The 16,798-nt window shown below is 73.1% G+C and carries 15 protein-coding genes; 11 read left to right on the top strand and 4 right to left on the bottom strand.

From position 1 onward, the window contains the following. The first annotated feature begins 272 nt into the window (after positions 1-272). The 9 genes from hpnC (at position 273) to ABZ495_RS16355 (ending at position 12,117) form a co-directional block, all read left to right on the top strand. Positions 273-1,205 (top strand): squalene synthase HpnC, encoded by a 933-nt coding sequence (gene hpnC, locus ABZ495_RS16395; protein WP_359806920.1) that lies wholly within the window; start codon positions 273-275, stop codon positions 1,203-1,205. A gap of 41 nt (positions 1,206-1,246) precedes the next feature. After that, positions 1,247-2,104, top strand: coding sequence for a presqualene diphosphate synthase HpnD (gene hpnD / locus ABZ495_RS16390; protein ID WP_329492348.1), 858 nt, complete (start codon positions 1,247-1,249; stop codon positions 2,102-2,104). Positions 2,105-2,249: 145 nt separating this feature from the next. Continuing rightward, the gene (gene hpnE / locus ABZ495_RS16385) at positions 2,250-3,683 is read left to right on the top strand and encodes a hydroxysqualene dehydroxylase HpnE (RefSeq protein WP_329490723.1); all 1,434 of its coding nucleotides are present in this window, start codon (positions 2,250-2,252) and stop codon (positions 3,681-3,683) included. Between the two features lie 191 nt (positions 3,684-3,874). Continuing rightward, a complete protein-coding gene (locus ABZ495_RS16380; protein WP_329492349.1) occupies positions 3,875-4,906 on the top strand; it encodes a polyprenyl synthetase family protein in 1,032 nt (343 codons plus the stop codon). A gap of 85 nt (positions 4,907-4,991) precedes the next feature. Continuing rightward, positions 4,992-7,004 carry a squalene--hopene cyclase gene (gene shc, locus ABZ495_RS16375; protein ID WP_329492350.1) on the top strand — a complete coding sequence of 671 codons (2,013 nt, stop codon included), beginning with the start codon at positions 4,992-4,994 and terminating at the stop codon, positions 7,002-7,004. Beyond that, complete coding sequence (locus ABZ495_RS16370) at positions 7,001-7,693, top strand: 1-hydroxy-2-methyl-2-butenyl 4-diphosphate reductase (RefSeq protein WP_359806916.1); 693 nt, start codon at positions 7,001-7,003, stop codon at positions 7,691-7,693. The genes shc and ABZ495_RS16370 overlap by 4 nt, the downstream gene beginning before the upstream one ends. 2 nt (positions 7,694-7,695) lie before the next feature. Then, on the top strand, positions 7,696-8,721 hold the full coding sequence (gene hpnH, locus ABZ495_RS16365) for an adenosyl-hopene transferase HpnH (protein ID WP_329490725.1): 1,026 nt from the start codon (positions 7,696-7,698) through the stop codon (positions 8,719-8,721). Between the two features lie 92 nt (positions 8,722-8,813). Beyond that, positions 8,814-10,724 (top strand): 1-deoxy-D-xylulose-5-phosphate synthase, encoded by a 1,911-nt coding sequence (gene dxs / locus ABZ495_RS16360; RefSeq protein ID WP_359806913.1) that lies wholly within the window; start codon positions 8,814-8,816, stop codon positions 10,722-10,724. After that, the gene (locus tag ABZ495_RS16355; RefSeq protein ID WP_359806911.1) at positions 10,714-12,117 is read left to right on the top strand and encodes an aspartate aminotransferase family protein; all 1,404 of its coding nucleotides are present in this window, start codon (positions 10,714-10,716) and stop codon (positions 12,115-12,117) included. The genes dxs and ABZ495_RS16355 overlap by 11 nt, the downstream gene beginning before the upstream one ends. Positions 12,118-12,184: 67 nt before the next feature. Here ABZ495_RS16355 and ABZ495_RS16350 read toward each other — a convergent pair whose 3' ends face one another. Next, positions 12,185-12,457, bottom strand: coding sequence for a DUF6343 family protein (locus ABZ495_RS16350; protein ID WP_359806909.1), 273 nt, complete (start codon positions 12,455-12,457; stop codon positions 12,185-12,187). 75 nt (positions 12,458-12,532) lie between these two features. On the opposite strand from ABZ495_RS16350, the gene ABZ495_RS16345 reads away from it, so the two are divergent. Next, positions 12,533-12,721 carry an I78 family peptidase inhibitor gene (locus tag ABZ495_RS16345; RefSeq protein WP_329490729.1) on the top strand — a complete coding sequence of 63 codons (189 nt, stop codon included), beginning with the start codon at positions 12,533-12,535 and terminating at the stop codon, positions 12,719-12,721. Here ABZ495_RS16345 and ABZ495_RS16340 read toward each other — a convergent pair. Then, positions 12,672-13,457, bottom strand: a complete 786-nt coding sequence (locus tag ABZ495_RS16340; RefSeq protein WP_359806903.1) for a phosphatase PAP2 family protein — start codon at positions 13,455-13,457, stop codon at positions 12,672-12,674. The two genes, ABZ495_RS16345 and ABZ495_RS16340, sit on opposite strands and share 50 nt — an antisense overlap. A gap of 232 nt (positions 13,458-13,689) precedes the next feature. After that, positions 13,690-14,457: a 3-oxoacyl-ACP reductase FabG gene (gene fabG, locus ABZ495_RS16335; RefSeq protein ID WP_359836450.1), complete on the bottom strand. Its 768-nt coding sequence runs from the start codon at positions 14,455-14,457 to the stop codon at positions 13,690-13,692. Positions 14,458-14,880: 423 nt separating this feature from the next. On the opposite strand from fabG, the gene ABZ495_RS16330 reads away from it, so the two are divergent. Next, positions 14,881-15,747, top strand: a complete 867-nt coding sequence (locus tag ABZ495_RS16330) for a MarR family winged helix-turn-helix transcriptional regulator (protein ID WP_352292440.1) — start codon at positions 14,881-14,883, stop codon at positions 15,745-15,747. A gap of 132 nt (positions 15,748-15,879) precedes the next feature. Here ABZ495_RS16330 and ABZ495_RS16325 read toward each other — a convergent pair whose 3' ends face one another. Next, positions 15,880-16,746 (bottom strand): aldo/keto reductase, encoded by an 867-nt coding sequence (locus tag ABZ495_RS16325; RefSeq protein WP_359806899.1) that lies wholly within the window; start codon positions 16,744-16,746, stop codon positions 15,880-15,882. Positions 16,747-16,798 lie beyond the last annotated feature (52 nt).

Genomic DNA, 16,798 nt, shown 5'->3' with positions numbered 1-16,798 from the left:
CGGGTGGCCCGCCGTCCCCCGGGTGGCCCGCCGCTGCCCGGGTGAGCGCCCCGCGCGCCGGGTGGGGCGCCCTTTTCCGGCGCGGGCGGTGGTGTCAGGCTGTAAGGCGCGGGGGTGGTGTGTCGCAGGTGACCCCCGATATCGGACGCGTGTCCGACTCGGGCCGGTCGTACCGAGCGGTGTAGAACGGGGGAGTGACAGCAGTGTCGGCTTCGGCCCAGCCCAGTAGTGAGTCCCGGCCCGGCGACGGGACGGCGGACGGTCCAGCGGGAGTGACCCTGGACAAGGCGAGCGCGGAGAACTTCCCGGTCGCCCCGTTCTTCCTGCCCGCCGCCTGGCGCGACGACCTGATGGCCGTCTACGGCTTCGCCCGCCTGGTGGACGACGCCGGCGACGGCGACCTCGCCGACCCGGCCGGCGCCGCCCGGCTGCTCGGGGTGCCCGGGCGGCCCCCCGCCATCACCCCTTCGGCCCAGCCCGCCCCGCCGGGTCCGGAGGAGGTCGCCTTCCGGCTCGCACTGCTCGACGGGCTGGAGCGGGACCTCGACCGGGTCTTCGAGACCGCCCTGCGCCCCGCGGCCGCCGAGGCGCCCCGCCACCCGCTGATGCGCGCGCTCGTCCCGCTGGTGGACCGGCACGCGCTGACCCCGGAGCCGTTCCGCCGTCTGATCGAGGCCAACCGGGTGGACCAGACCACCGCCCGCTACGCCACCTACCGGGACCTGGTCGGCTACTGCACGCTCTCCGCCGACCCGGTGGGCCGGCTGGTGCTGGCCATCGCGGGCGTCTCCACGCCCGAGCGGATCGAGCTCTCCGACGCCGTCTGCAGCGGCCTCCAGGTGGTCGAGCACCTCCAGGACGTCGCCGAGGACCTCGCCAGCGGCCGGATCTACCTCCCGGCCGAGGACCTGGCCCGCTTCGGCGTCACCGAGGCCGATCTCGCCGCCCCGTCCGCCGGCGACGCGGTGCGTGAGCTGGTCGCCTTCGAGGTCGGACGGGCCCGCACCCTGCTGGACCGCGGTGCGCCGTTGGTAGGTACGGTTCGGGGGAGGCTTCGACTGCTCCTGGCGGGATTCACCGCCGGCGGGTACGCGGCCCTGGCCGCCATCGAGGGCGCCGGGTACGACGTGCTCGCCCAGCAGACGAAGCCCGACAAGCGCCGCCTCGCAGCGAAGGCGGCGGCCATCTTCGCGAAGGGAAGGTGAACGCCCGAGTGGCGGCATCACCACTGGCGTCGGCGCAGGTCATGGCGGCGTACCGGTACTGCGAGGCAGTCACCGGACTGCAGGCCCGCAACTTCAGCTACGGCATCCGCCTGCTGCCGGAGCCGAAGCGGCTGGCCATGTCGGCCCTGTACGCCCTGGCGCGGCGGGTCGACGACATCGGCGACGGCGAGCTCCCCGCGGACCGCAAGGCCGAGGCACTGCTGCGCACGCGGGAGCTGCTGGACGAGATCCGCGCGGGGTCGGTGTCGGAGGACGACACCGACCCGATCAAGGTCGCCCTGGCGGACACCGCCCGGCGCTTCCCGATCCCGCTCGGCGGCTTCGACGAGCTGATCGACGGCGTCGAGATGGACCTCAAGGGCGCCGAGTATCAGACGTACGAGGAGCTCAAGGTCTACTGCCGCTGCGTCGCCGGCGCGATCGGCCGGATCTCGCTCGGCGTGTACGGCTGCGACGACCCCGAGCGCGGGGCCCGGTACGCCGACACGCTGGGCCTGGCGCTCCAGCTCACCAACATCCTGCGCGACCTGCGCGAGGACGCCCTCAACGGCCGCACCTACCTGCCCGCCGAGGACCTCGTCCGGTTCGGCTGCGAGCGGGGCTTCGCGCTGCCCAGGCCGCCGGCCGGCGCCGACTTCACCGGTCTGGTCGCCTTCGAGGCCGCCCGGGCCCAGGCCGCCTTCGAGGAGGGCCTGCGGCTGCTGCCGATGCTCGACCGCCGCAGCCGCGCCTGCACCGCGGCGATGGCCGGGATCTACCACCGGCTGCTCGGCCGGATCGCGGCCGACCCGGAGTCGGTGCTGCGCGGCCGGGTCTCGCTGCCGGGCTGGGAGAAGGCGTACGTGGCGCTTTCCGGGCTCGCCGGGGGGCGTTCTTGATTCTCGCCGCACTTCTGTCACGCTGTGTCAGCGGGGAATCACTTATGGGTAGAGCCGTGTTGACCACCGTGTTGGGCACGACCGTGTTGACCACGAGCGCCCCGGACCGGACCGGGTCGGGCGCCGGATGCGAGGGGGAGGGCCGATGACCGGGCGAGCCGATGCCGCGCGCCCGGCCGCCGTCGTGGTCGGCGGCGGCCTGGCGGGCATCACAACCGCGCTCCGGCTGGCCGAGGCCGACCACCGGGTCACCCTCGTCGAGGGCCGTCCCCGGCTGGGCGGCCTGGCCTTCTCGTTCCAGCGCGGCGAGCTGACCGTCGACAACGGCCAGCACGTCTACTTGCGCTGCTGCACCGCCTACCGGGGCCTGCTGGACCGGCTCGGCGCGAGCCGGCTGGTCCACCTCCAGGACCGGCTGGACGTCCCGGTGCTCGGCGTGTCCGGGCCCGCGGCCGCGCCGGTGCGCACGCTCGGCCGGCTCCGCCGGGCGGGCCTGCCCGTCCCGCTGCACCTGGCCGCCAGCCTGGCCACCTACCCGCACCTGGCGCCCGCCGACCGGGCCCGGGTGGTCCGCGGCGCGATCGCGCTCCAGGGCCTCGACCTCGCCGATCCGGCGCTGGACGCGGTCTCGTTCGGTGACTGGCTGCGCCGCAACGGGCAGAACGAGCGCACCATCGCCGCGCTCTGGGACCTGGTCGGCGTGGCCACCCTGAACGCCCGGGCCGACCAGGTGTCGCTGGCGCTGGCCGCGATGGTCTTCAAGACCGGCCTGCTCTCCGATCCGGGCGCCTCCGACATCGGCATGGCAGCCGTCCCGCTCGGCGTGATCCACCACGACCGGGCGCTCGCCGAGCTGGAGCGCGCCGGCGTGAAGGTACTGCTGCGAGCCCGGGCGACCGAGCTCAAGCCGTCCGCCCCGCAGCACGCCGTCCGGCTGGAGAGCGGCGAGCTGCTCATGGCCGACACGGTGGTGCTGGCCGGCGCCCAGGACACCGCCGCCGCCCTGCTGCCGCCCGACGCCGTCGACGCCCAGCAGCGGCTGGCCGGCTTCGGCACCGCGCCGATCCTCAACGTGCACGTGGTCTACGACCGCAAGGTGCTGCGGCGCCCGTTCTTCGCCGCGCTCGGCTCGCCGGTGCAGTGGGTCTTCGACCGCACCGCGCACTCCGGGCTGGCCGCCACCGAGCTGGGCCGGGCCCACCCAGGGGCCCAGTACCTGGCGCTCTCCCAGTCCGCCGTCCAGGACGAGATCGACCTGCCGGTGGCCGAGCTGCGCCGCCGCTACCTGCCCGAGCTGGCCCGGCTGCTCCCCGCCGCCGGCGGGGCCGAGGTGCTGGACTTCTTCGTCACCCGCGAGCGCACCGCCACCTTCGACCCGGCCCCGGGCACGGCCGCCGTCCGCCCGACGGCCCGCACGCACGTCCCCGGCCTGCTGCTGGCCGGCGCGTGGACGGCCACCGGGTGGCCCGCGACCATGGAGGGCGCCGTCCGCAGCGGCCACGCCGCGGCCGACGCGGCGCTCGCCGGCGCCGGTACCCGGCTCCCGGTGGACCGCGGCGACGGGAGGTGGCCCCGGTGACCCAGGGCCCCGCCGCCGGTCCCGGCGACCCCGCGAGATCCGGCCGCCCCACCGCCGGCCGCACCGGTCTCATCGACATCGCAAGCGCCCGGCCGTCCCGCGCGGCCCGGCACCACCAGGGAGAGGGAACGCACGTGGAGTCACGCACCGGCACTGCCGTCGGAGGCACGGCGCACGCCGAACCGGTCTCGGTGCCGGAGCTGCTCGCCCGCAGCCGCACGCTCTGCACCCCGCCGTTGCGGGCCGCCGTCGCCCGTTTGGCCGCACCGATGGACACCGTCGGGGCCTACCACTTCGGCTGGATCGACCGGGACGGCACGCCGGCCGCGGGGGACGGCGGCAAGGCCGTGCGCCCCGCCCTGGCGCTGCTCTCGGCCCAGGCCGTCGGCGCCCCGGCGGAGGCCGGTGTGCCCGGTGGGGTGGCCGTTGAACTGGTGCACAACTTCTCCCTGCTCCATGATGATCTGATGGACGGTGACGAGACCAGACGGCACCGGGCCACCGCCTGGACGGTCTTCGGACCGGCCCAGGCGATCCTGGTGGGCGACGCCCTGGCGACGCTCGGTACCGAGGTGCTGCTCGACGCGGCCACCGCCGGTGGCACGAGCCCCACCGACGCCGCGCGCGCCGTCCGGCTCCTCACCACCGCCACCCGTCGGCTCATCGACGGCCAGGCCATGGACGTCGCCTTCGAACAGCGGGACAGCGTCACCGTCGCCGAGTGCCTGGAGATGGAGGGTGGCAAGACCGCCGCCCTGCTCGCCGCCGCCTCCGCGATCGGCGCCGTCCTGGCCGGCGCCGACGACCGGGTCTCGGACGCCCTCCAGCGCTACGGCCACCACCTCGGACTGGCCTTCCAGGCGGTGGACGACCTGCTCGGCATCTGGGGCGCCACCGAGGTCACCGGAAAGCCGCACTGGGGGGACCTCCGCCAGCGCAAGAAGTCCCTGCCGGTGGCCGCGGCCCTCGCCGAGGGCGGCTCGGCCTCGCGCCGGCTCGCCGAACAGCTGGCCGACCCCTCGGGGCGCGGCGAGGAGAGCGAGCCCGAGCTCGCCGCCCGCGCCGCGCTGATCGAGGAGGCCGGCGGCCGCGCCTGGACCCAGGAGGAGGCCCGCCGCCAGCACACGACTGCCCTCGCCGCTCTGGACGAGGTGCCCATGCCCGATGTGGTGCGCGAGCACTTCGTCGCACTCGCCGAATTCGTGGTGGTACGAGAGAGGTGACGTTACGTTGACAGCAACCGCGGACGGCCGGCTCGACCCTGAGTACGATTCCGAGCCGGTCGCGGTGGGCGACCGCCCCCCGGCGCTGCTGAGCGCCGGGCGGTCGGCCGACCGGCCCGACCAGGAGCAGGACGGTCCGCTCTCGGCCGAGGAGGCACTGGCGCGCGCCACCACCCACCTGCTCTCGCTGCAGAGCTCCGAGGGCTGGTGGAAGGGCGACCTGGAGACCAACGTCACCATGGACGCCGAGGACTTACTGCTCCGGCAGTTCCTCGGGATCCGGACGGAGGAGCAGACCAAGGCCACCGCCGAGTGGATCCGCTCCCAGCAACGGGAGGACGGCACCTGGTCCACCTTCCACGGCGGACCGGCGGAGCTCTCCACCACGGTCGAGGCCTACGTCGCCCTCAAGCTCGCCGGTGACGATCCCGACGCCCCGCACATGCTCGCCGCCGCCCGCTACGTCCGGTCCGCCGGCGGCATCGCGGCCGCCCGGGTCTTCACCCGGATCTGGCTGGCCCTCTTCGGCTGGTGGCCCTGGGCGCGGCTGCCCGAGATGCCACCGGAGATCATCTTCCTGCCCAAGTGGCTCCCGCTGAACATCTACGCCTTCGGATGCTGGGCCCGGCAGACCATCGTGCCGCTCACCATCGTCTCGGCGCACCGCCCGGTGCGCCCCGCGCCGTTCCCGCTGACCGAGTTGCACACCGACCCGGAGCACCCCTTCCCCGAGCGCCCGCTCGCCCCCGCCACCACCTGGGACGGCGTCTTCGAACGCCTGGACAAGGTGCTGCACGCCTACCACCGCCGGGCGCTGCGCCCACTGCGCCGGCTCGCCCTCTCGCAGGCCTGCCGCTGGATCGTCGAACGGCAGGAGGCGGACGGCTGCTGGGGTGGCATCCAGCCGCCCGCCGTCTACTCGCTGATCGCCCTGCACCTGGAGGGCTACGAACTCGACCATCCGGTGATGCAGGCCGGGCTCTCCTCCTTCGACCGCTTCACCGTGCACACCGAGGACGGCCGGCGCTGGCTGGAGGCCTGCCAGTCCCCGGTCTGGGACACCTGCCTGGCCACCATCGCGCTGGCCGACGCCGGGCTGCCGGCCGATCACCCCGCGCTGGTCTCGGCCGTCGACTGGATGCTCGCCGAGGAGATCACCCGGCGCGGCGACTGGTCCGTCCAGCGGCCCTCGCTCGCCCCCGGCGGCTGGGCGTTCGAATTCGAGAACGACACCTACCCCGACATCGACGACACCGCCGAGGTGGTGCTCGCCCTGCGCCGGGTGGCCCACCCCGATCCCGCCAAGGTGACCGGCGCGGTCGACCGCGGGGTCGGCTGGAACCTCGGCATGCAGTCCAAGAACGGCGCCTGGGGCGCCTTCGACGTCGACAACACCAGCACCCTGCCCAACAAGCTGCCGTTCTGCGACTTCGGCGAGGTGGTCGACCCGCCGTCCGCCGACGTCACCGCCCACGTGGTGGAGATGCTCGCCGAGGTCGGCAAGGGCAAGGACCCCCGTACCCGCCGGGGCGTGGAGTGGCTGCTGCGCAACCAGGAGGCCGACGGCTCCTGGTTCGGCCGCTGGGGCACCAACTACATCTACGGCACCGGCTCGGTGCTGCCCGCCCTGGTCGCGGCCGGCGTCCCGGACGAGCACCCGGCGATCCGCCGCGCCGTCCGCTGGCTGGAGGACCGGCAGAACACCGACGGCGGCTGGGGCGAGGACATGCGCTCCTACGAGGACCCGGCCCGCTGGGCCGGGCGCGGCGACTCCACCGCCTCGCAGACCGCGTGGGCGCTGATGGCGCTGCTCGCGGCCGGCGAGGGCCCGGACGGCCGGGCCAACCCGGCGGTCGTGCGCGGGGTCGACTGGCTGGCCCGCACCCAGCTGCCCGAGGGCACCTGGGACGAGCCGCAGTTCACCGGGACGGGCTTCCCGTGGGACTTCTCCATCAACTACCACCTCTACCGGCTGGTCTTCCCGGTCACCGCGCTCGGCCGGTACCTGCACGGCACTCCCGCCACCGGCCGGGACAGCGTCCCCGGCGCCAAGGGCGCCCCGGCCGGCGGCAGCCCGGTGATCGGGGCGGCCCGGTGAAGCCCGCTCCGCTGCTGGTGCTCTGCGCACTCGGCCCCGAGGTCTGGGCCCTGCGCGGAGGGGACTGGCGCGGCGCCGCCGGCGGGCCGCCGGTACTGGTCCGCACCGGTGTCGGTCGCCGCCGGGCCGCCCACACGGTCAGACGGCTGCTCACCTCGGCCCCCGGCGGCTACGGCGCCGTCGTGGTGGCCGGATTCGGCGCGGCCGTCGCGCCGGGAATAACACCCGGTGACGTGATCGTTGCGGACGGCGTGCGCGATGCCGAGGGGAACCTCTTCGCGGTCGACTCCGGGCCCGGGCTCAGCCGGGCGCTGAAGACGCGTGGGCTGACGGCCCACACCGGCGTGCACCACACCGCCGACCACGTGGTGCGCGGTCTGGAGCGGCGCGCCCTGCACCTGCAGGGCGCACTCGCCGTCGACATGGAGGCCGCGGCGGTCCTCGCCGCCCTCCAGGAGATCCGCCCGGCCCTGCCCGCCGCCGTCCTGCGGGTGGTGGTCGACACCCCCGAGCGCGAGCTGCTGCGCCCGGGCACCCTGCCGGCCGGCGTCCGCGCCTGGCGGACGCTGCGGGCCACCGTGCCCGCGCTCGTCGACTGGCACGAGCAGAACCGGCCGCGGCAGGCAGGCCCGCGGTCCGCAAGCCTCAACCACCCCACACCCTCGACGCTCCCTCAGGAGGCGAGCTAGCCATGGCCATGCCGTTGCGCCAAACCGTGCGGGTCGGCACCTACCTCATGCAGCAGAAGCTCAAGCGGCGGGACAAGTTCCCACTGATCGTCGAGCTGGAGCCGCTCTTCGCCTGCAACCTCGCCTGTGAGGGGTGCGGCAAGATCCAGCACCCGGCGGGTGTGCTGAAGCAGCGGATGCCGGTCGCCCAGGCGGTCGGCGCGGTGCTGGAGTCGGGCGCCCCGATGGTCTCGATCGCCGGCGGCGAGCCGCTGATGCACCCGCAGATCGACGAGATCGTCCGCCAGCTGGTGGCGCGCCGCAAGTACGTCTTCCTCTGCACCAACGCGCTGCTGCTGCGCAAGAAGCTGGACAAGTTCACCCCCTCGCCGTACTTCACCTTCACCGTGCACATCGACGGCCTGCGCGAGCGGCACGACGCCTCGGTGGCCAAGGAGGGGACCTTCGACGAGGCGGTGGAGGCGATCAAGGAGGCCAAGCGGCGCGGCTTCCGGGTCACCACCAACAGCACCTTCTTCAACACCGACACCCCGCAGACCATCATCGACGTGCTGGACTACCTCAACGACGACCTCAAGGTCGACGAGATGATGATCTCCCCGGCGTTCGCCTACGAGAAGGCGCCCGACCAGGAGCACTTCCTCGGCGTGGAGCAGACCAGGGAGCTCTTCCGCAAGACCTTCTCCGGCGGCAACCGGCGCCGCTGGCGGCTCAACCACAGCCCGCTCTTCCTGGACTTCCTGGAGGGCAAGGTCGACTTCGAGTGCACCGCCTGGGGCATCCCCAACTACTCGCTCTTCGGCTGGCAACGCCCCTGCTACCTGATGGCCGACGGGTACGTGCCCACCTACCGCGAACTGATCGAGAAGACCGACTGGTCGAAGTACGGCCGCGGCAAGGACGCGCGCTGCGCCAACTGCATGGCGCACTGCGGCTACGAGCCGACCGCCGTCCTCGCCACCATGGGCTCGCTCAAGGAGTCGCTGCGCGCGCTCACGGAGACCGTCGGCGCCAACCGCGGTCACTGACCGCGCCCCGCCCGGCACGGGGTCGCCCCCGTGCCGGGCGGTCCTGCCACAGGGGGGCACCACAGCACTGCTCCGAGTCGTGAGGTGAACACATGCCACTGCTCTCCGGCGTCACGTCCCCGGCCGACCTCAGAAAGATCCCGGCCGCCGACCTCCCGCTCCTCGCCGACGAGATCCGCGCCTTCCTGATCGATGCCGTCACCCGGACCGGAGGCCACCTCGGCCCGAACCTCGGGGTTGTGGAGCTGACCATCGCGCTGCACCGGGTGTTCGACTCGCCCTACGACCGGATCGTCTGGGACACCGGCCATCAGAGCTACGTCCACAAACTGCTCACCGGGCGGCAGGACTTCTCGAAACTGCGTTCCAGGGGCGGCCTGTCCGGCTATCCCTCGCGCGCGGAGTCCGAGCACGACCTGGTCGAGAACTCGCACGCCTCCACCGCCCTCTCCTACGCCGACGGCCTCGCCAAGGCCGCCCAGCTGCTCGGCCAGCACGACCGGCAGACCATCGCGGTGATCGGTGACGGCGCGCTCACCGGCGGGCTCGCCTGGGAGGCGCTCAACAACATCGCCGAGGCGCGGGACCGCCCGCTGGTGATCGTCGTCAACGACAACGAGCGCTCCTACGCAAGGACCATCGGCGGTCTCGCCCACCACCTCGCCACGCTGCGCACCACCCAGGGGTACGAGCGCTTCCTCGCCCTCGGCAAGGAAGCGCTGCAGCGCACCCCGCTGGTCGGGCAGCCGATCTTCGACGCGCTGCACGGCGCCAAGAAGGGTTTCAAGGACGCCTTCGCCCCGCAGGGCATGTTCGAGGACCTCGGGCTCAAGTACCTCGGCCCGATCGACGGCCACGACCTGGGCGCCGTCGAGCAGGCGCTGCGCCAGGCTCGCGGCTTCGGCGGCCCGGTCATCGTCCACTGCCTGACCGTGAAGGGCCGCGGCTACGGTCCGGCCGAGCAGGACGAGGCGGACCGCTTCCACGCCGTCAACCCGATCGACCCGTACACCTGCCTGCCCATCGCGCCCAGTGCCGGGGTCTCCTGGACGTCGGTGTTCGGCGAGGAGATGCTCGCGCTGGGCGCCGAGCGGCCGGACGTGGTCGCGATCACCGCCGCGATGCTCCAGCCGGTCGGGCTGGCCAAGTTCGCCAAGGCCCACCCGGAGCGGACCTTCGACGTGGGGATCGCCGAGCAGCACGCCGTGACCAGTGCGGCGGGGCTGGCCACCGGCGGGCTGCACCCGGTGGTCGCGGTCTACGCGACCTTCCTCAACCGGGCCTTCGACCAGGTCCTGATGGACGTCGCCCTGCACCGGCTGGGCGTGACCTTCGTCCTCGACCGCTCCGGGGTGACCGGGCCGGACGGCGCCTCGCACAACGGCATGTGGGACATGTCGATCCTCCAGGTCGTCCCCGGCCTGCGGCTGGCGGCCCCGCGCGACGCCGACCAGCTGCGGGCCCAGCTGCGCGAGGCGGTGGAGGTGACGGACGCGCCGACGGTGGTCCGGTTCCCCAAGGGGAACATCGGGCCGGCCGTCCCGGCCGTGGAGCGGATCGGCGGCGTCGACGTGCTGCTGCGGACCGGAGAGCTGCCGGAGATCCTGCTGGTCGCGGTGGGCACCATGGCGGGCGCCGGGCTGGACGCGGCGCGCCTGCTGCTGGCCGAGGGGTTCACCGCGACGGTCGTCGACCCGCGCTGGGTCAAGCCGGTCGACCCGGCCCTGCCCGCGCTGGCCGCCGCGCACCGGCTGGTCGTCACGGTCGAGGACAACTGCCGGACCGGCGGCGTCGGCGCGGCGGTCGCCCAGGCGCTGCGGGACGCCGACGTGGACGTCCCGGTGCGGGTGCTCGGCCTGCCGCAGGAGTTCCTCGGCCACGCCGCCAGGGGCGAGATCCTGGAGGAGACCGGGCTGACCGGCACCGGGGTCGCCGCGCAGACCGCGGCCTTCGCCAAGAACCTGCTACCGACCCGAGGAGCGAACCAGCGCCATGCAGGCTGACCCCGGCAACGAACCCCGCTTCGACCTCGCCGCCCTGCTCGCCGAGCGCGGGGGCGAACGGTACGAGCTGCACAGCCGCCACCTGAATCCGCAGCTGCCGCGGATGCTGCACACCATCGGCTTCGACAAGTACTACGAGCGCGCCGAGGGCCCGTACTTCTACGACGCCGAGGGCAACGAGTACCTCGACATGCTCGCCGGGTTCGGCATCTTCGCACTCGGCCGGCACCACCCGGTGGTGCGCGGGGCCGTCCAGCAGGTGATGGACCTCGACCTGCCGGACCTGGTCCGGTTCGACTGTTCGCCGCTGCCCGGCCTGCTCGCCGAGCGGCTGCTCTCGTACACGCCGGGGCTGGACCGGGTCTTCTTCGGCAACAGCGGCACCGAGGCGGTCGAGACGGCGCTGAAGTTCGCCCGCTACGCCACCGGGCGCCGGCGCGTGCTCTACGCCGACCACGCCTTCCACGGGCTGACCACCGGTTCGCTCTCGGTCAACGGCGAGAGCGGGTTCCGCAAGGGCTTCGATCCGCTGCTGCCGGACACCGCGATCCCGCTCGGCGACCTCGGGGCACTGGCCAAGGAGCTGAAGAAGGGCGACGTCGCGGCCCTGATCGTGGAGCCGATCCAGGGCAAGGGCGTGCTGGCCCCGCCACCCGGCTGGCTGCGGGCGGCACAGGAACTCCTGCACGAGCACAAGGCGCTGCTGATCTGCGACGAGGTGCAGACCGGCATCGGCCGGACCGGGGAGTTCTTCGCCTACCAGCACGAGGAGGGCGTGCTGCCCGACCTGGTCTGCGCGGCCAAGGCGCTGTCCGGCGGCTACGTCCCGGTCGGGGCGACGCTCGGCAAGGGCTGGATCTTCGAGAAGGTCTACTCCTCGATGGACCGGGTGCTGGTGCACTCGGCCAGTTTCGGCTCCAACGCGCAGGCGATGGCGGCGGGCCTGGCGACCCTGGAGGTGATGCGGGACGAGAAGGTGGTGGAGAACGCCCGCGCCGTCGGGGACCGGTTCCGGGAGCGGCTGGCGGCGCTGGTCGACCGGTACGAGCTGCTGGCCGAGGTCCGCGGCCGGGGCCTGATGATCGGCATCGAGTTCGGCCGGCCGAAGTCGCTGAAGCTGCGGACCGGGTGGACGGCGCTGCAGGCGGCCCGCAAGGGCCTGTTCGCCCAGATGGTGGTCGTCCCGCTGTTGCAGCGGCACCGGATCCTCACCCAGGTCTCCGGCGACCACCTGGAGGTGATCAAGCTGATCCCGCCGCTGATCATCACCGACCGGGACGTGGACCGGTTCATCGACGCCTTCACCGACGTGATGGACGACGCGCACCGCGGGAGCGGCCTGATGTGGGACTTCGGGCGGACGCTGGTGAAGCAGGCGGTCGGCAACCGCTGAGCGGGCCGGGCCGCGGCGGAGTGGGAAGTCGGCCGGGCCGACTTCCCACTCCGTGGGAGACACCGCGTCAGAGCTCGGTCCGGCGGCGCCGGATGACGATGACGAGATCGACCACGGCGAACAGGGTGAGGAGCCCGCAGGCCACCGCGAATCCGGTGAGCGTGCCCCGGCCGGGCGCGCCGTACGCCGGGGCGTTGGCGGCCCATATCGCGAAAGCCACCGTCGCGACGGCGAACAGCGGGGTGAAGGTCAGGGAGAGCAGATAGCGCAGTTTGAGGTCGCTCCGGGCGGAACTGGGTTCGGTGCCGCTGCGCCAGCGCCGCGGCGTCGTGGCTCGCATACCCGCGCACCTCCCGTCGGACGGGATCCGGTCTACGATTCCAGCGTACGTCCGGGTACGAGTGGGGGAGGGGCGATGCCGGAAGCGGACGCGGAGGGCTACGCCGGCCTGCGGGTCGAGCGGGCGCGGGAGCTGGCCCACCGGGACGGCTGGACCTCGGTGCGGGTCCTCCAGCCGGGGGCGATGATGACCATGGACCACCGCGAGGGGCGGCTCAACCTCGCGGTGCGCGACGGGGTCGTGGAACGCAGCTGGGAGGGGTGAGCGCCGGCCCCCGGCGCCGGGCGGTCCGCTGTTCGAGGGCGGTCACCAGGGGCTCCAGCAGGGGCAGCGAGAGCAGCACCAGCAGGCCCGCGGCCCAGCCGGCCAGGACGTCGGTGACCCAGTGGGTGCCCAGGTAGATCGTGGTGAGCCCGACCGAGGCGGCGGTGGCGCCGGCGAGCACCGCGCCGCCGCGCCGCCACCGGACCGCCAGGTAGGCCAGGACGCCCCAGGTGACCACCGCGTTGGCGGTGTGTCCGGAGGGGAATACGGTGCCGCCGGAGAAGAGTTCGGGCGAGCCGACGTAGTGCGCGTAGTGGGGGCCCAGCCGGCCGGTGACGATCTTCACCGCGCCCACCGTGACGTTGAGCAGCAGCAGGGCCGCCCCCATCACCAGGAGCGGGCGCAGGCGCCGCAGCCGGAGGGCGCGCCAGGTGAGCCAGGCGAAGGCCGCGACGGCGGACGGGCCGCGCTGCCCGGCCACCACCCAGTTGTCGAGCAGCGGCTGCGGCCCGGGCCACCGCTCGTAAGGGCGGGCGAGGCGCACCGCCCAGTCGAGGTCGACCAGCGGGGTGTCGAGGAGGACGCCCGCGACCACCATCAGGTAGCCGAGCGAGGTGAGGGCCAGCAGCCCCGCGCGCCGTCGGCCGAGCGGGGGCCAGCCGGGTTCTCCGGAGGTGCGGCGGGAGCGCTTGCCGCGGGTGGTCGGGTTCTCCTGCAATTCACTCGGCGCTCGCACGCGGGTGACCCTACCCAGTGGACCGGCGTGACTCCCGGTGGAATTCGGAATTCTTCGGAGCGGCGTTTGAATGACCGGATCGCCCTCGCTCCGGTCCGATTTCCTGATATTCCCCCATCGAATGTGCAGGCGAACACCGATCGCCCGTTCCCAAGGGCGGGCAAAACGCACGGAGTGGGAGACCGGCCACGCCGGTTCCCACTCCGTGGTAACCCTGTGTAGGTTCGATGGCTCAGTCGAGGGGACCGCCGGCCACGTAGATGACCTGGCCGGAGACGAATCCGGCGCCCTCGCTCGCCAGGAACGAGATGGTGTGCGCGACGTCCTCGGGCACACCGACCCGCTGGACCGGGATCTGCGAAGCGGCGGCCTTCTTGAACTCCTCGAACTCCATCCCGACCCGGGCGGCGGTGGCCGCCGTCATGTCGGTGGCGATGAATCCGGGGGCGACCGCGTTGGCGGTGACGCCGAAGCGGCCGAGTTCGATGGCGAGGGTCTTGGTGAAGCCCTGCAGACCGGCCTTGGCGGCGGAGTAGTTGGCCTGGCCGCGGTTGCCCTGGGCCGAGGAGGAGGACAGGTTGATCACGCGGCCGAAGCCGGCGTCCACCATGTGCTTCTGCACCGCGCGGGTCATCAGGAAGGCGCCGCGGAGGTGAACGTTCATGACCGTGTCCCAGTCGGACTCGGACATCTTGAAGATCAGGTTGTCGCGCAGCACGCCCGCGTTGTTCACGAGGACGACCGGCGGGCCGAGTTCGGCGGCGATCCGGTCCACGGCGGCCTGCACCTGTCCGGCGTCCGAGACGTCCGCTCCGACGGCGATCGCCCGGCCGCCGGCGGCGGTGATCCGGTCGACGGCGTCCTGGCCGGCCGCCTCCTCCAGGTCCAGCACGGCGACGGTGTAGCCGTCGGCCGCCAGCCGCTCGGCGGTGGCGGCGCCCAGGCCGCGTGCGGCGCCGGTGACGACGGCGACCCTGGGGGCGGTGCTCTGCTCGGTCATGCTCGCTCTCGTCTCTCTCGGATCTCGCCGGGAGGCTCCCGCGGAGTCGCCCGGCGGAGGGTGGACCGCTGAGTGGGCCACACCCTACCGGCGAGTAGGGTGCGCGGCCAGGGCGGAAGGCGCAGGTGACCGAGGGTAAGGACCGGCCGGTCGGCTTTCTCCTGCGAACGGGTTACCCACGGGTCGGCACGGCGCGTAAATATGCCAATGTTGCCGAACCTGCGTCTACTATCCGCCCCCGCCTGCCAGCAAGGGCCAGCCGTTTGTATAGTGTCCGCCAGCAGCCACCGGCTGCACGGCTGGAGCGCCCTCCCTCACAGCGGGACGCCCACTCGCCGTTACTGCCCCACCCGGGTGTCCCACACACACCGGGTGTGACATCGGGACGGATACATGGTGCTGGGGGAGATCCCGACGACCCGCGTGTCCGCGCGACTGCAGCAGTCGCCCGGGCACCTGATCCGCGTTGCACAGCAGGTACACACCCGTCTGTGGTCCGAACACGTCGGAGCCGATCTCACGGCTCCGCAGTTCGCCGTTCTGCTGGTCCTCGCCCTCGAACCGGGTGCTGACCAGCGGACGGTCGGCGAGCGCGCCTCGCTGGACAAGGCCACGATGGCCGAGATGGTCGCCCGGCTCGTCCGGCGCGGCCTGGTGTTGCGACGCCGCGATCCGGCCGACGGCCGGCGCAAACTGCTCGCTCTCTCGCAGAGCGGCGCACAGGCGGTGCGCGAGGCCACCGGCGGAGTGGTCCGTGTGCAGCGCACGCTCTTCGAACCGCTCGCGGCCGAGGAGCAGCTGGAGATTGTCCGGGTGATGGCCAAGATAGCCAGGCTTGAACCCGCTGCGGTCGCCGTCCTCACCGACGCGCGGCCGATGCTGGACGCCCAGCGGGCGATCGGCTATCTGATCAGGGTGAGCCAGCAGGTGCACACCAAGCTCTGGTCGGAGCACGTCGGTTCGGAGCTGACGGCGCCGCAGTACGCGGTGCTCGACGCCCTCGAACTGGAACCGGGCGCGGACCAGCGCACGGTCGGTGAGCTGGCCTCGCTGGACAAGGCCACGATGGCCGAGATGGTCAGCCGGCTCGTCCGGCGCGGCCTGGTGCAGCGCCGGCGCGACCCTTCGGACGGGCGGCGCAACCTGCTGTCGCTCTCGCCCGCGGGTCAGGACCTGCTGCACCGTTCGGCCGCGGGCGTCGCCCAGGTCCAGCGGCTGCTGCTCGGTCCGCTGGACGAGGACGAGCACGAACCGGCGATGGCGCTGATCGCCAAGGCGGCCAGGCTCTAGCCTTCGCCTTCGAAATCCAGCCAAAACGATTCGCCAACGTACCGAAGGCCGCCGACCCGAATGCGGGAAGGCGGCCTTCGGTGTTGACGGCCCTTCAGGAGCACGGCGACGGCGCCGTGCTCACCGAGGGTGTCAGCTCCAGTCGAACTCCTGCGGGTCAGGACCGATCCGCACGCCGGTGGCGAGGCCGGCGATCGCGGCGAGGTCGGCCGCGTCCAGCTCGAAGCCGGCCACGTCCAGGTTCTCCTTGATCCGGGAGGGGGTGACCGACTTCGGGATCGCGACGATGCCGCTCTGCAGGTGCCAGCGGAGCACCACCTGAGCGACCGTGCGGCCGTGCTTCTCGGCGATCTGCGCCAGCACCGGCTCGGCGAGCAGCTCCTTGCCCTGGCCCAGCGGGCTCCAGGCCTCGGTGGCGATGCCGTGCCGGGCGTGGAAGGCGCGCAGCTCGTCCTGCGGGAAGTACGGGTGCAGCTCGACCTGGTTCAGGGCCGGCACGACCGAGGCCTCGTCGAGCAGGCGGGTGAGCTGCTCGGCCCCGAAGTTCGAGACGCCGATCGACTTGACCCGGCCGTCGGCCAGGAGCTGCTCGAAGGCCTTCCAGACGTTCGGGAAGGTGCCGTGCATGGGGCGCGGCCAGTGGATCAGGTAGAGGTCGAGGTACTCCAGGCCGAGCTTGGCCAGCGAGGCGTCGAACTCGCGCAGCACCGCGTCCCGGCCCTGCGGGCCGGACCAGTCGCGGGTGCCCGAGTTCCAGAGCTTGGTGGTGACGTAGAGGTCCGCACGGGCGACGCCGCCGCCCGCGATCGCCTCGCCGATCGCCCGGCCGGTGCCGGCCTCGTTCTCGTAGATCGCCGCGGTGTCGATCGAGCGGTAGCCCGACTCGACGGCGGTGCGGACGGCGGCCGTGGCCTCGGCGTCCGGGACCTGCCACACGCCGAAGCCCAGCTGCGGGATCTGCGAGCCGTTGTTGAGGGTGACGCTGGGGATGGTGCTCACGGGAAGGGGTGCCCTCCTGGTTGTCCATAGGTTCGTGAGGACCAACCTGCCC

The sequence above is a fragment of the Kitasatospora sp. NPDC005748 genome, assembly GCF_040630735.1.
Classification (GTDB): domain Bacteria; phylum Actinomycetota; class Actinomycetes; order Streptomycetales; family Streptomycetaceae; genus Kitasatospora.
Note: the sequence above shows the minus strand (reverse complement) of the source record. Positions and strands in the feature narration are given on the sequence as shown.